This window comes from Ochrobactrum sp. RH2CCR150 (assembly GCA_014138095.1).
GTDB lineage: Bacteria > Pseudomonadota > Alphaproteobacteria > Rhizobiales > Rhizobiaceae > Brucella > Brucella gambitense.
On sequence record JACGXE010000014.1, the window covers coordinates 1 to 14,656 of the forward strand.

The following is a 14,656-nucleotide window of genomic DNA, read 5'->3' on the forward strand; positions in this document are numbered from 1 at the left end:
TTGCAGTCCAGGCCATCATGATCTCCATCGAATGTAAGCAATCCGATTGAATCATAACCGACTGAAATCGCTCAATCCTTTTTGGAACAGGCTCTTAACAAGCCATCCAATGCAAGAATGTGATCTTAATTTTTGAAACATACACTGATGCATCTTAGTTTAAATTTCTCTATATGCGCCTATTATTTAATTATCGCCACCAAAGACAACACATAGGATCGAAATATACTTTCTAATTGAATCAATCTATACGTCATCAATTTCACATAAAAAGTTGATAAATTTTGTCATGATAAGTTGACGGCATTCCATGTTGATTATATATCTCGGTTACACAATCTGACACGTTACGACGTGAACAATATATTCAGTTGATTTACTTGACTGGCTTCGCTTGTGCGTAGCCTTCTGGAGAGGATTTGTTTGACGTGACCAGACTTCGCCTTCAGAATAAGTCTCTCCGTTTTATAACCCTTCAACTGTTGCAATCAACTTCAGTGATGGGAGCTACACTTGCCCTGGCTGGCTCTGCTTTTGCTCAGGATAGTGCGAGTAATACTACCCAGCTTGCGCCTATCGTTATCGACGGCGGCGGTATCGGCGGCGTGAGTGAGGATAATGCTACTGTCGTGGCCAAACGAAGCGATGGCGCTACCAAGATTGCGACACCCATTCTCGAAACGCCTCGTGCGGTATCGGTCATCACACAAAAAGAGCTTGAAGAACGCGCCACTAACAGCATCGTTGAGGCGGTCAACTATACCGCTGGTGTGACCACGGCCTCTACCGGTTTCGATCCCCGCTACGATGTCATCATGTTGCGCGGTCAAATCCTGTCGCTCAATGGCGACTTCCGCGATGGCTTGCGCCAGTATTATGTCAATTACGGCAATTTCCCTACCGAGCCTTATTCGCTTGAACGTGTCGAAGTGATCAAAGGTCCAGTGTCGGTGCTTTACGGCGCAGGCTCACCGGGCGGTATCATCAATAAGATCTCCAAAGCGCCGACCGAAGAAACGTTCCGAGAAGTAGGCGTGCTCTACGGCACACAAAGCCGCGCGCAAGCGACCTTCGATGTTGGAGGACCGGTTAGTGAAGACAACAACAATTTCTTGTATCGCTTCACCGGTCTTGCACGCGCTGGAGAAACCAATTTCGATATTGCCGATGATCGCTATATGTTCCAGCCATCCTTCACATGGAAACCCGATGCCGCGACGTCGCTTACGGTTTATGGGCTGATACAGTCAGACGAATCCGACGCTAGCCCCAGCGCCGTTGTTACGGCGGATGGACGGGTGCTTGATCTTCGTGCCAGCGATCCGAAATACGACTATCAGAAAGTGCGGCAACAGCAGGTCGGCTATCGTTTTGAACATGAATTCGACAATGGAACTACGTTCCGGCAACATGCCCGTTATTCACATATGGATTTGCGCGCACGCTATCTCAGCATTTATAGCTGGACCGACACGATTGCCCATCGCGGTGCGACCGCGCTCAAGGATGAGGCTAACATCTTTCAGATAGACAACCAGCTCGAAGCCAAATTCGACACTGGACCTCTTTCGCATACGATGTTGTTTGGGCTGGACTACACAAACCTGTCGTCATCCTTTGGTTATGGAATAGGCGCCGTCGATCCAGCTTTCGATCTCGACATTTCCAACCCGCAATACGGCATCACCGGCGCGACTCCTGACTTCAATTACTCTTTGCTGGATATGGACCTGCGCCAAACCGGCATTTATGCGCTCGACCAGATCGAACTAGACCGATGGCGATTTACACTGGGTGCACGCCAGACCTGGGTGAACCAGAAGCGCAATACCACCTATGTCAGCGCAGGGACGCAAGAAAGCCAGGACGTCGATGACAGCGCAACATCGGTACAGTTGGGTGCGCTCTATCTGTTCGACAATGGCATAGCCCCTTATGCAAACTATTCCGCGTCCTTTGATCCCGTCACCCAACGCTCTGCATCCGGCGACACGCTGAAACCAACCACAGGCGAACAATACGAAGTTGGCGTGAAGTACCAGCCTCCCGGAACGGATATTCTTCTATCCGCCGCGGCCTATCACATTGTGGAGCAGAACAAGCCACAATTGGTTGATCCGCTCACCCTCTCCTATCAATCACTGGGTGAAGTCACCACAAAGGGATTGGAACTCGAAGCGAGAATGGCAATCTCGTCCGGGCTCGATCTCATTGCGGCCTATACGTTGAGCGAGTCTGAAATCACCGAAGGCGAAAACTCCGGTAATGAGGTCGCGGTACGCCCACGGCATACCGCGTCGCTCTGGGCCAACTACACCTTCGATGAGGCTTCGGTGGCGAAGGGGCTCAGCCTCGGTGCGGGCCTGCGCTTCAACAGCAAGAGCTATACCGACAATGCCAACACCGATAAGAACCCGTCGGCACTCTATGTCGATGGAGGCATGAGCTATGATTTCGGCGCGATTAATCGTGATCTTGACGGTCTGACAGCAGCCGTCAACGTCCGCAACATTGCTGACCGTCGCCTTGATGTCTGCGAAAGCGGATTTTGTTATCTCAGTCAGGGCCGCAACGTGACTGGCTCACTCAAATATCGCTGGTAAAGCGAGATGGCTGTACCTGAACCAACACATCGGGACGCTCTTGCCACAAAGACTTGGGACCCCCATGTGCTGGACAAAGCGATTGACGAACGCTTCGCTTATTGTCGCGGCAAAATGCTGCTCGCCTCTCCCGAAGAGAACGCAATAATTCCGTGCAGCGACCTGACCGATGCCGCCGTGTTCAGTGAAGTCATAGAGCGTTTCGCATCCTCATTTCCGGGTGGCGACCGTCGTGCCATAATTTCAATGTGGACGATGTATTATTTCAGCATCGTTTCCATCACGCCGACGGTGCTGCGGCTCGTTTGTGGAAAGCGGCTGCCTTTAAAATTGGATAGGACCGTTCTCGTCTGCAAACCTGCCAATGCTGCACCAACTGCACTCCTTCTCGACCACTCCGGCGACGACGCAAATGCTCCGGAGCGCACCTTCGATCTTCTCGCTTTGATGCGGGACCATATAGAACCATTGATTGAAGCCATTTGCACCAATGCAAAAGTAGCGCCAAAGCTCCTATGGAACAATGTCGCGGGCTATTACTCGTGGATTGTCGACGAAATCGGCACCCATGTAAATCCCGATCTCGGCCTTGCAGGACGCGCGCTCCTTGATGAGCCGCTATGGCCTGACGGCGGAAAGAACCCGATGTATGGCATGATGCGCACCGCGCAACCGGCGTGCGGCAATGCCATCGTGCAGCGCAAGGTCTGCTGCTTGCGATATACTCTTCCGGGCGTGGCCGGCTGCGGGCAATTGTGCCCGCTGCCCAATGGTCGCCATTGATCTTTGCCTCAGGCGAAATACTGACCGCCATTCACTGATAGCGTCGAGCCAGTGATGAAACCAGCCGCATCGGAAGCGAGGAACAATACGCAACGTGCAATCTCGTCTGGTGTCGCCAGACGGCCCGCAGGAATTTGCGGGAGAATGTGTTCGTTCATGACATTTTCAGGAACCCGCCTGACCATTTCCGTCCCGACGTAACCGGGACATACGGCATTGACCGTTATACCTTTCCCTGCGCCTTCCTGAGCCAGGGCTTTAGTAAACCCCAGATCTCCGGCCTTTGCAGCCGAGTAATTCACCTGTCCCATCTGACCCTTCTGGCCATTGATGGACGAGATATTGATAACACGGCCGAAACTGCGGTCTCTCATTCCTTGCCAGATCGGGTGGGTCATATTGAAAAGACCACCGAGATTGGTGCTGATCACTTCATGCCATTCGCCCGGCGTCATTTTGTGAAACATCCGGTCGCGTGTAATGCCAGCATTGTTGACAAGAACGTTGATAGCACCCAACTCTCCCTCAACCTTTTTGATTCCTTCTTCGCAGGCCGCATAATCGCAAACGTCCCATTGATATGTCGGGATGCCAGTGCTTTCAGAGAATGAAGCTGCAGCCTCTTTGTCACGGATATAGGTGGTGGCGACATTGTAGCCCGCCTCGTGCAGAGCCATCGATATGGCAGCTCCAATACCGCGAGTGCCTCCGGTTACCAAAGCGACTTTACGCATTTCGTTGTCTCCAGATTGTTGTCAACTCGGATTTGTCAAAAACAGCCAGTTGTGAACTCAGACTGAACGCCTGCGCTGCAACAAAAGAACCAGCAATAGCGGCGTTCCGATCAATGCCGAAACAAGGCCAGCGGGAATCTGATAGGGAAAGGCGATCATGCGGCCAACCCAGTCGGCAAGAACCATCAGCCCGGCACCGGCCAGCGCAGCGCCAAGCACCTGCGGAATTGCACGACGCAAGCCAAGCTCGCGAGCGAAATGAGGCCCCATCAATCCAATGAAGCTCAGCGGCCCGACCACAAGCGTTGCCGCACTTGTCAGAAAAGCTGCCAGCATCAGCAGCGCCGAGCGTGCGAGCATCACATGAATACCCACCGATTGCGCTACCACAGGTCCGAGCGGCAACATGTCGAGCCATCGACGCATCAGCAGTGCCAGCAACAGACCTGCTACCCCGATTCCCGCAGCGATAAGCGCGATCGGAGTTTCTATGAGATAGGTTGAACCACTCATCCATTGCAGCAAGGTGATGGCGCGTGGATCACCGCTGGCTGCGATGATCCCAACCGCTGCATCCAGCATGGCGGTAAGCGCGATACCGGTCAGCAGGACTCGCTCCGGCGCAAAGCCCGAACGCAATCCAAGCACAATGATGATGACGAGTACAATCAATGCGCCAATTGCAGCAAAGCCGATTTGCACAAACAAGCCCATGACGGGTAAGATAAATAACGCTACGGCCACGCCCATAGTGGCGCCGGCGGAGATACCGAGCACTTCCGGGCTCGCCATTTCATTTCCCGTCAACCGCTGGAGCAAGGTTCCCACCGTGCCCAACATCAGGCCCGCCGCAAAAGCGCCGATCACACGCGGAATGCGATATGGTAAAATCTCGGACCACATACTGGTACCAGTGAATGCCCAATCACCGCCTGGATCACGCCCGAAGAAAATTGCCAACAATAATAGGGACAGCAACACCAGACACACCAAAATCACCAGCCACGCCCTGGCAGCCATGACATGCTTCGGTCCTGCTGCAATGTCCGGCAAGCCGCGATGAACCGCTTTCAAACGGGGAACGAGCATCAGGAGTACCGGCGCTCCAAACAGAGCAGTGACGGCGCCGGTTGGAAGAAAGCTGGACGTCGTGCTTGTCAATACGAGCACCACTTCGTCGGTCAGAAACAATAGGCCTGCGCCAACGATTGGCGACCAGATAAGCTGGTTTTTTAGCGTGCGTGCGCCAGCAAGACGTGTGATTGCTGGTGCGACCAGACCAACGAAACCAATGACACCAACGGCACTCGTCACCACGGCTGTTAACGCCACGGCGAGGCAAATGGCGGCAATACGTGTATGCTTGACCGAGAGACCAAGGCCACTCGCGCCACTGTCACCCAGCTCCATCAACGCAAGTGGACGCGCCAGTACGAAGATCGCCAAGAATAGAACAGCAACTTTCGGGATCAACGATAGTGGAATTGACCAGCTCTGCTGTGCCAGAGAACCCGCGCCCCATATGAACAGTCCCGACAAATAGCGGTCGTTCATCAAGATCAGAACGGAGGCCAACGCACCGCACCACACACTGACAATCAAACCTGACAGAATAAGCGCAAAGGGCGAGAAATTCCGCCGCGCGCCGATAAGAAAAACCAATGCCGCCGCGATAGAACTACCTATCAGTGCCACTGTGTCCCGGCTCAGACCTGCAAGCGAAGGAAAGGCCAGCATGGTGACTATAAGAGCCAGATTGGCTCCGGCCGAGATACCCAGCGTTGTTGGCGAAGCCAAAGGATTACGCAGTACCTGTTGCAATAACGTACCCGCAAGCGCCAGAGCCGCACCACCAATCAATGCGGTTACCAGACGTGGCAATGTCGAGTAGGCCAGCACAATGTAACGCGGATCGTAATCCATACTCCGTTCGAATAATCTGCCGATGTCCGGGGCAATATTATGCCAAGCCAACAAGCCGCCAGCAAACAGCATTGCAATTGCAATGAACGGCGTGATGCCGCTTGACGATGGGCTGAGACGCGTCATGCCGTGCGCTCCAGTGCATCAACCAGGAGACCCGCAAAACGCAATGCCTCCACCACCATGCCAAACATCAGAACGCCGGGAAGAATTGTGTAGCCGCCAGCCTCGACAAAAGGCAATGAACTCCACAAAGGGCTCTCTTCCAGTCTTGTCATAATATCAGGCGGCGTCAGAGGTTCGAAGGCCACAAGTCGCATATTCTGGTCCATCAAGGCCAGTTGTTCGAGCCCAATGGTTTCGAAACCCCAATAGTTAGCAGAGCCAGTCCATGCATTTCTAAGACCTATGCGGCTCAAAACACTTTGATAGAGCCCGCCCCCGCCATAAATGCGAGCGTGACGCAAATCGACAAAGTTAACCAGTGCCAGTGACGGGGCCTTCAATTGTGCAATCCGCGCGGCATATTCATCAAATTGTCGATCGGCCTTTTCGAGAAAATCGCGCGCCTGCGCTTCGCGCCCAAGGGCCACGCCCAACGCCGATGTGGCCGCAATGGAACGAGACAAGGCATCCCCGCCTTCTGCATAGATCGTGAGTTCAAGCACAGGGCTGATGGCTTCCAGCTTCGGTTTCAGCGGCGCGAGAAACGGGGTCGTCAGAATGAGTGTCGGCTTGATACTCGCCAGAACTTCAAAATTGATTGCACTGGTGGATCCCAGATCGGCGATGCCCGACGGAAGCTCCGGCTCGACCACCCATTTGCTCCAGTCGGCTCGCCCTGCAATCGCCACTGGGACAACCCCGAATGCCAGCATGGTGGACACCAGTCCATAGTCCAGCGATACCACACGCTGCGCCGTCCGCTCGACATTCGCCAGCGCAGACGAACTGCTTGCCAGACAAATACCCGCCGCAGCCTGAAGAAGACTACGGCGTGTCAATAAAGAAAACGAAACAAATTCAGGCGTCATATGACAACAGTTCTTGGAACAATGGTTCGGCGATAAACAATCATCAATGCGATGCATCCAGGGGTTTGACAAAGAAGAGGCATGGGTGGTCTTCATGCCACAGAGTAGGGAATGTCTCGGCCCTGATAAATCCGTTCTTGTCGTAAAAGGCGCGCGTTGCATCATACTGCGGCTCATTTTTGCCGCGTGGCGCGAGCGTCTTAACAGTTAGAAGCTGACAATTGGCTTCTCTCGCTGCGTTCTCAGCCGCAATCAGCAACCGCCTGCCAATTCCGGCGCGATGATGGGAACGCCGCGAAGCAATGACCAGTATTTCCATCGCCGACGGTGGATGTTGCTTCAGCGCGACGAACCCCACAATATCGCCGCCGTCCACGCAGCCGAACATCGGCAGTGTTTCAACCGCCTCCGCACAAGCCTCGATCACCGCTGGTTCGCTGAACCAGTCAGATAACTCCGACATGATATCACGGCAAATCTGACCCTTGTTTTCACTTATCTCGATCGCATCATGCATAGATGGCTCCCGGCTCTCAGGCGTTTGTTCTGGGTTTCACCGGTGTTTTCCGCTCGTCATCCGACGCGATAGCCGCCACACAAAGCCGGTGCGCGTCTTTCAAAAGTCCGCAGACCAGCGCACAGGAAACTCCGGCGCGCTGGGCAATGACTTTCTGTGGAACCCCATCAAAATAATACTGCTCGTAGAATGCTCGCGTACGCGGCGGCATGACTTCCATGGCATGTCGAAAAGCTTCATAAGCCTGACATTCACGCACATGCTCTTCAGGGCTGCCATACTGCGACATACATCCGCTGGGTGGTTCTTCGACAAAAAGGGCTCTTTCGAATGCACGGCGCCGCAGATGATCAGTAGCGAGATTTTTCACCATCCGGGTAACATAGGAAGCTGGACGCGCCACCTCTGACCCTAGAGGCGTCGAGACAAGCTGCAGCATCACTTCCTGAACGATGTCTTCAGCTACTGTTGCACTGCCCGTGATACGCCGCGCAACGGCTAATAGCTTTCGGCGGATGAGAAGTGCTTCCTGAACCTGGCCATTCAACGTTGACTGTGAAAGATTGAGTGTCATTTCTAGGCCCTTCGAAATCCAAATTTGCATTTCCCCGCCAAGTGACCGAAACAGCCTATAAAAGTGGAATATAATAATCAAGTTATATTTGATGTCATCTATCTGACTGTTTTAGCGGTGTTTATCCGGTTAAGGTGGTAAGTCGCTCATATTCCATTGCAATCTGCTTCCGCCGACATTTTTCTCGCAAGCTTCAGCTAGCGCCCAGAAATAGCGCGCTCCGGAGGCATCCAAAAATTGTCCTCCGTGAACCAATACCTGGGGCCACTCAGCCTGTAATGTCACGGAAGTTCCACACATATCCGGCGGGATGTTCACTTCTTTCGGATCGACCTGAAAACCTTGCCCCCAACATTTCAGCACCGCTTCCTTCCGAACCCATGTAGACAGAAGCGCGTCATATCTCTGTGACCCGTCAAGTTGTGCAATGGCCCCTAACTCAACAGTGGATAACGTCAGTGAGGATGCCCCCTCAAGGTCGGCATAAAAATCGTTTCGGTCAGCTTCCACATCGATACCGATGTCCTCGTGACAACTCGTCGCAAGCATCACGCAATTGGCATTGTGAGACAGGCTGAAGTGAATGCCACAGTCGGGCAAATAAGGCTTTCCTGCTGGATTGATCTCAAGTCGAATGTCCGACGGTGTTTGCCCGGTCATACATGCGATGACCGAGCGACAAAGCTGGCGCCCTGCAATAAAATGCTTGCGCCCGGAAACAGAGCGAAAGGCAGCGGCGCGCGCTTTTTCCTCCGGGCTCAAGACATCTGTATTGCAGACAGTATCATGTCTCAAATGCCAGCAATGAATGGCAATCTCGCTTTCACTCATCCGAGTGCTTATTCTGCAGCCTGAACAACTTCAACATCGCGCGAACGGAGTTCGCCACCCGTTTCGGCTTGCCATCGCACGATGGCATCTGGCGGGGTCAGATCGAAATGCTGCCTTCCCAGAAGCGAGTTGGCGATTACCGCACTGCGCCAGGCTGCCAGACTGAGCTGCGGCTCTGCAATTCCGTGGCTGTGACGCCCAGCGTTCATGACGTATATTCTGTTCTTGTTCGGTCCATCCCAAACGAGCGAGAAGTCGCGCTCGAGAACCGGGTCACCCAGCGAATTCATTGCAAGAGGCGCATGCAAGGAGTTGAGAAATTCCGGCAGAACAAAACGATAGCCTGTCGCCAAAACGAGAGCGTCAACAGTTACCGTTTCTGTCGTCTGATCAAAACCGTTATTCATGGTCAGATGTATTTCGCCATCGGCATAATCGGCGGCAACCACATCACGATACGGACAAAGCGAAATATCAGCTTCATGGCCCGCCGAATGCTCCAGTTTCCGTTCGTACAGCCGCCGGTAGAGCTTTTTGAGCGTCGAAGCCGATATGCCGTCGCTGGCCAGCATCTGGCGCTGGGTATGCGACAGACGCAGAGGCTCTGGCAACCCATGAAAACACCCCATATAGCCCGGGGTAAATAGTTCATTGGTGAATGGTGTCGCGTCCAATGGCTCAAAATTCGGCCTGCGGCTGATCCAGTAAATGGAAGTGTCTGGATTTGCGTCAAGAAGCGCATCGACAATCTCTGCACCACTTTGCCCTCCACCAATCACAGCAATACGCCGGGCTTTCAACGGGCCGAGCCTCTCGGCTGCGACGCTGTTGTGAAAGAATACTCGCTGGGGAAGGCTCGCCACCCAATCAGGCATAGAAGGTTGTTTGCCAACAGCCACAGACAGGTTGCGCGTTTTGACCTCTTCACCATTGACCCGGACACTGAAGACGCTGTCATCAAAGCGCACATCTTCAACACGAGTGTCGAAATGCAGCGATTTCAATCCTGTCGCCACCCATTCGAGATATTTGGCGAATTCACGACGCGGCACGGCCTCATATTCAGCATTCAGGAATTGATAGAAGCGCTTGTGCTTGACCAGATAGGACAGAAAACTCCACGGACTCGTGGGATTCGTTCCCGTTACGAGGTCTTTCAAAAACGATGTCTGCATCTCCGCACCCGGTAGCAACATACCGGGATGCCACGCGAAAGCCGCTCGCTTGTCGAAAAAGCGCGCTTTAATGTCCGGTATGGAGTCCAATTGGGCCGCGAGACTGAGATTGAAAGGACCAATTCCGGCACCCACAAGGTCGAGCACTTCAGAGGACATGATGTTTCTCCTGTTAGGCAGTTTGCGAAACGCCGGGAGGACAGCCTGCTTCGCGAAACTGCAGCACGACAAACGCGCAAGGTTTGACTAAAGCCGAGTGACACAGCCACTCAAACGAGTTCGTTAGTCCTATGCAATTTGCTGACCAGCGCTTCATCGAGTCTACGCGCAAAACGCTGGTGAAAGGGAGATTTACCGATAATCGTCAGATGGTTGGTGCCATTGACGATCTCGGGTGCCGTTGCCCGGGACGAATATCGGCGCCAGTCGATGACATTGAGCGATCGAGTTAAAGAATCCTCCGCCGCAAAAGCGTGAATGCGGAAATCACTTTGCGAAAGCTTGTAGTTACGGAAGATCATCGCATTATCGACGAGAACCCAGAACGTATGTTCCTCAGAGCCAATGTCTGGTCCGTCGACAGGCAGAACCACATCGTGTTTCACCACATGACTGAGAAACTGCTCGTAGATTTCACTGTCCATCGCTGCGAATAGCCTCTGCCAGTCATCGCGCATTGGCGCTACCGTCAGCCATTCCTGTACGCGACGGTGGGTTCGGTCACGAACACTCTCCTCAAAGCGGGGCAGAATTCCAACAGTGAACTCCTCGTCCATATCGCAGACGTCCACCATACCAATCATGCGCAGATCGATATCGCTTCCAAGCTGCTGCGCTGCCTCATAGGCAAGCAACCCACCCCACGACCAACCAAGAAAAGCACAAGGCCTGCCCTTGGCCAGGCTCCTGACTTCCTCGGCGTAACGTGCGGTGATGTCCTCCACCCTTGTGCTCAGCGTTTTGGTTTCGCTGAGCGAATAACAAATGAACCCCGTGGCTGGTTGATCGGGGCCCAGATAATCCACGAGACGCATATATTCGCGCGTGCTCACCAGCAGTCCCGGAAAACAGTAGAGTACAGGGCGGTCGCCACTGCGGCGCAGATAAATGACGTTGACGCCAGTGTCATCACGCGCGCCGTCGAGCGCTGCAGCAAGATCACGCACTGTTGGATGGTTGAACATATCTGCAATTGTCAGCGGCCAATCTGGATAATGCGTCTTGAGCCGTGACACGATGCGAACCGCCGCAAGGGATTGCCCGCCAATATCGAAAAAGTTCTCCGTAACGCCAACATCCGGTATGTCCAGTACGTCGCGCCAGACAGTCAGAATGTCTCGCTCACGGTCATTTTCCGGTGCAATGGTTTCACGCTCTAAATACGGCGCTGGAAGGGCGGCACGATCCAGCTTGCTGTTTGGCCCCATCGGCAATTTATCGATCAGCATGATCGTCTGCGGAACCATATAATCCGGTAGCGCAACCATGGCAGCGCGGCGCAATTCAGTGACACTGACACTTTCGCCCTCGCGCGGCTCGACATAGGCAACCAGTGACGAGCGGGCACCGTCATGATGCAGCAGGACCACAGTTTCAGCAATGCGTGGATCAGCGCTTAAGACCGCTTCAATCTCACCCGGCTCGATACGGTAACCGCGTAGCTTGATCTGATGATCGACCCGACCGGCAAACTCGACAATGCCGTCCTCACGCCATCGGCCGAGATCGCCGGATTTATACATTCGACCCGCGCCTGACGCGAAAGGATCAGGAATGAACCGCTCTTCCGTCAGATCCGGGCGTCCCTGATAACCACGGGCAAGGCCGCTGCCGCCAATATGAATCTCGCCGACGACACCGACCGGAACCGGGGCCAGATCCTCATCAAGAATGTAAATTCTGCGATCACCAACCCCTCGCCCGATTGGTGCCACAGTGCCCTCAAAGCGAGTTCCCAACGGAATCTTCCAGATCATGGGCGTCATGATGGTTTCTGTCGGGCCATAACCATTGATGAGGAGCGGAGCCTGAAGATTATCGTTGATCATATCGAAGACGGCGCGCGGCAGTGCCTCGCCGCCAAATGAATACAACCGCAATCCCGGTATATCAGGATGCTCGCTCGCATACTCGGCCAGCCCGCGCACATAACTTGTCGGTAAGCTGGCATTATTGACACCGTGCTTGCGCATCAGCGCGAAAGCCTCGTCCGGGGTTGCAAGCTTGTCGGATGTCAGAATTACGCCGCCGCCAGCCATCAGCGGCACCATCCAGCGTTCGTGCCCACCATCGGATGTGAACGGTAAGACCGGATATTCACATGATTCCTCGCTCATCTCGTAAATGCGCAAAGTGGCCTTGCAGTGATGCGCCAGCGGACCCTGTTCGACGGCCACACCTTTCGGTACCCCGGTTGAACCCGATGTGTAGATGACATAGGCAAGCTGATCCGGCCTAATTGTCGATGTCGGTGGCTTGTCGCTTTCCAGCGACAGGTCTATCCCATCAATATCCAGTTTCGGCACAACGACATCCTGCGGAAGACTTTCGCGGAAGCGTTTGCGCGTGATAACCAGCGAAAGGCCCGGCGCAGAAAGAATATGCCGGTTGCGGGCTTCAGGGTGATCCGGCTCAACGGGCGTGAACGCCCCTCCGGCTTTCATAACCGCCAGAATCGCTACGATGGCATCAATGGATTTATCGAGCGCCACCGCCACACGTTTTTCCGGCCCGATCCCCAAGGCAATCAGATGATGGGCAAGGCGATTGGCTGAAGCCTCCAACTCACCATGGGTGACGGAGCGGTCACCTTGTGCAACCGCAAACGCGTCAGGCCGTCGCGATGCCTGTGCCGCGATGACTTCATGCACTGGCACACCGTCATCCTGCTGCGGTTGGTCAGGATATGGCGCGGACAACCGTTCCAGTTCCGCTTGCGAAACAAACGGGGTATTTCGAATAAGTGGAGTCGGGGCGCTACCCAGATGGTCAAGAGCAATTTTCAGATCATCGGCAAACCGCGCCACATGCCTGAGGGACTGCTTTTGCGGATCGAAGCCAAAGGTTATTTTGAAACTACCATCGCTTCCGGGACGTACAGTCATCACCAGTTCAGCATCGCGGCGCGCTGGCGGTTCGATGATGACGCGCGTGGACGTGTCGTCGAGAGAGTATGCCGATCGCAGATCGAGAATGGTTCTGGCGAGCGCCGTGGTTTCGAAGCTTTCGTCCCGGCGTAGCAGGCTATCGGCCAGTGTTTCGAACGGAATAAAATTTTGTCGAGAGGCAGCAATCTCCCGTTCGAAATGCTGTCCCGTCTCCTGAAATGTCATGCTGCCATTGATTTCGCCGACGACAATCAGAATGTCTTCGGTTCTCATCGCCACACCGGCAGCCGTCGCCCTGGTAGCCAAGCCGATCCGTTGCGTCCCAGAGCCCGAATAACGCCGCAGTACCACGGCCAAGCCGGTCAACAGATCAGTTTCAAGCCTCCCTTTCGATACCGAACTATCCAGCCGAACCCGTGTTTCTATTTCCGTCCAACTGCCCGGCTCAGACCCTTCAGGCATTACCGGAGTGAGAACCGCGATATTCTCCTGCCCTCCGAGACGATCAAACCAGAAATCGACCTTGTCGGCCGTGGGCGTGCGCGCTGCATCTTGCTTGAAAGACCATGATGTGGACGGAGCCTTTACGGTCTCACCAGAACCTGTTCGTAAGGATCTGGTAAAATCTTCGGCCAGTTGTCCCAGTGTTGCGCTGTCAGCAACAATTGCATGAAGGGAGAACAGCACTCCAACGGCCTTGTCTCCGCGTTTGAATAAGTAGAACCGCGCAGGATTTTCCTGCTCGAGATCGATGTGCCGGTCGCGTTCCGAGCGCGCCACAGCCCGCACCACATCATCAGTATCAGCACCGTCTGCCACTTGGTGCTCGACAATGTCGAACCCGCCGGCGTCAGGTACATGCTGATAAACCACACCGCCCGGCTTGAGCTCAAATCGACGCGTGATGAGCGGGTGTCTCGCGCACAACTGCGCTAATCTTTTTGCGGCAAAATCTGCGTCTATATCGACCAGGGCCAGCCCCAGCATCTGGCGACCATAAATGCTTTCATTTCCGATAGCCGACAATAGCCAGATGCGCGACTGTGTCGATGACAGCGGCCACTCAGATGCAATCTGATGATTGCTATTCAATTCAATTATTTTACGGTCGATATTCATATTGTTTTCATCCTAAGATAAAACAAAAGATATTCTCATCAGAATGATTCTCTGGAGAAATAATTCAATTTTCCAATCATTTTTTGATCAACACTTGATGAAAGTCACATGCTATATTCTCCATTGCTTTCCTGATGTTCGATAGACGAATGAGATAAATGAAAATTCAAATTTTTTATTCGTAAAAATTTCCATCTTTTCTCTGAATTTATTGATCGCTCAATCGTCTCTTTGGAGAACTAATCACAGACGACCA

Annotated in this window: 10 protein-coding genes; 2 read left to right on the forward strand and 8 right to left on the reverse strand. The window is 53.7% G+C overall.

The window, feature by feature from the left end:
• The first annotated feature begins 500 nt into the window (after window positions 1–500).
• Together FHW03_RS20940 and fhuF are read left to right on the forward strand one after the other, a co-directional pair.
• Window positions 501–2,603: a TonB-dependent siderophore receptor gene (locus tag FHW03_RS20940; protein ID WP_182522395.1), complete on the forward strand. Its 2,103-nt coding sequence runs from the start codon at window positions 501–503 to the stop codon at window positions 2,601–2,603.
• A 6-nt stretch (window positions 2,604–2,609) separates the two neighbouring features.
• On the forward strand, window positions 2,610–3,386 hold the full coding sequence (fhuF, locus tag FHW03_RS20945) for a siderophore-iron reductase FhuF (protein WP_182522396.1): 777 nt from the start codon (window positions 2,610–2,612) through the stop codon (window positions 3,384–3,386).
• An 8-nt stretch (window positions 3,387–3,394) separates the two neighbouring features.
• On the opposite strand, the gene phbB is transcribed toward fhuF, so the two are convergent.
• The 8 genes from phbB to FHW03_RS20985 all read right to left on the reverse strand — a co-directional run bounded on the left by phbB (window position 3,395) and on the right by FHW03_RS20985 (window position 14,400).
• Entirely contained in the window at window positions 3,395–4,120 is a 726-nt protein-coding gene (phbB, locus tag FHW03_RS20950; RefSeq protein WP_182522397.1) for an acetoacetyl-CoA reductase, read from the reverse strand.
• A gap of 57 nt (window positions 4,121–4,177) precedes the next feature.
• The gene (fhuB, locus tag FHW03_RS20955) at window positions 4,178–6,169 is read right to left on the reverse strand and encodes a Fe(3+)-hydroxamate ABC transporter permease FhuB (protein ID WP_182522398.1); all 1,992 of its coding nucleotides are present in this window, start codon (window positions 6,167–6,169) and stop codon (window positions 4,178–4,180) included.
• Complete coding sequence (locus tag FHW03_RS20960) at window positions 6,166–7,077, reverse strand: iron-siderophore ABC transporter substrate-binding protein (protein ID WP_182522399.1); 912 nt, start codon at window positions 7,075–7,077, stop codon at window positions 6,166–6,168. The genes fhuB and FHW03_RS20960 overlap by 4 nt, the downstream gene beginning before the upstream one ends.
• 43 nt (window positions 7,078–7,120) lie before the next feature.
• On the reverse strand, window positions 7,121–7,594 hold the full coding sequence (locus FHW03_RS20965) for a GNAT family N-acetyltransferase (protein ID WP_182522400.1): 474 nt from the start codon (window positions 7,592–7,594) through the stop codon (window positions 7,121–7,123).
• 16 nt (window positions 7,595–7,610) lie between these two features.
• The gene (locus FHW03_RS20970; RefSeq protein ID WP_280994689.1) at window positions 7,611–8,198 is read right to left on the reverse strand and encodes a sigma-70 family RNA polymerase sigma factor; all 588 of its coding nucleotides are present in this window, start codon (window positions 8,196–8,198) and stop codon (window positions 7,611–7,613) included.
• A 99-nt stretch (window positions 8,199–8,297) separates the two neighbouring features.
• A complete protein-coding gene (locus FHW03_RS20975; protein WP_182522401.1) occupies window positions 8,298–8,999 on the reverse strand; it encodes a 4'-phosphopantetheinyl transferase superfamily protein in 702 nt (233 codons plus the stop codon).
• Between the two features lie 8 nt (window positions 9,000–9,007).
• The gene (locus tag FHW03_RS20980; RefSeq protein WP_182522402.1) at window positions 9,008–10,333 is read right to left on the reverse strand and encodes a SidA/IucD/PvdA family monooxygenase; all 1,326 of its coding nucleotides are present in this window, start codon (window positions 10,331–10,333) and stop codon (window positions 9,008–9,010) included.
• A 110-nt stretch (window positions 10,334–10,443) separates the two neighbouring features.
• Complete coding sequence (locus FHW03_RS20985; protein WP_182522403.1) at window positions 10,444–14,400, reverse strand: non-ribosomal peptide synthetase; 3,957 nt, start codon at window positions 14,398–14,400, stop codon at window positions 10,444–10,446.
• Between the last annotated feature and the right edge of the window lie 256 nt (window positions 14,401–14,656).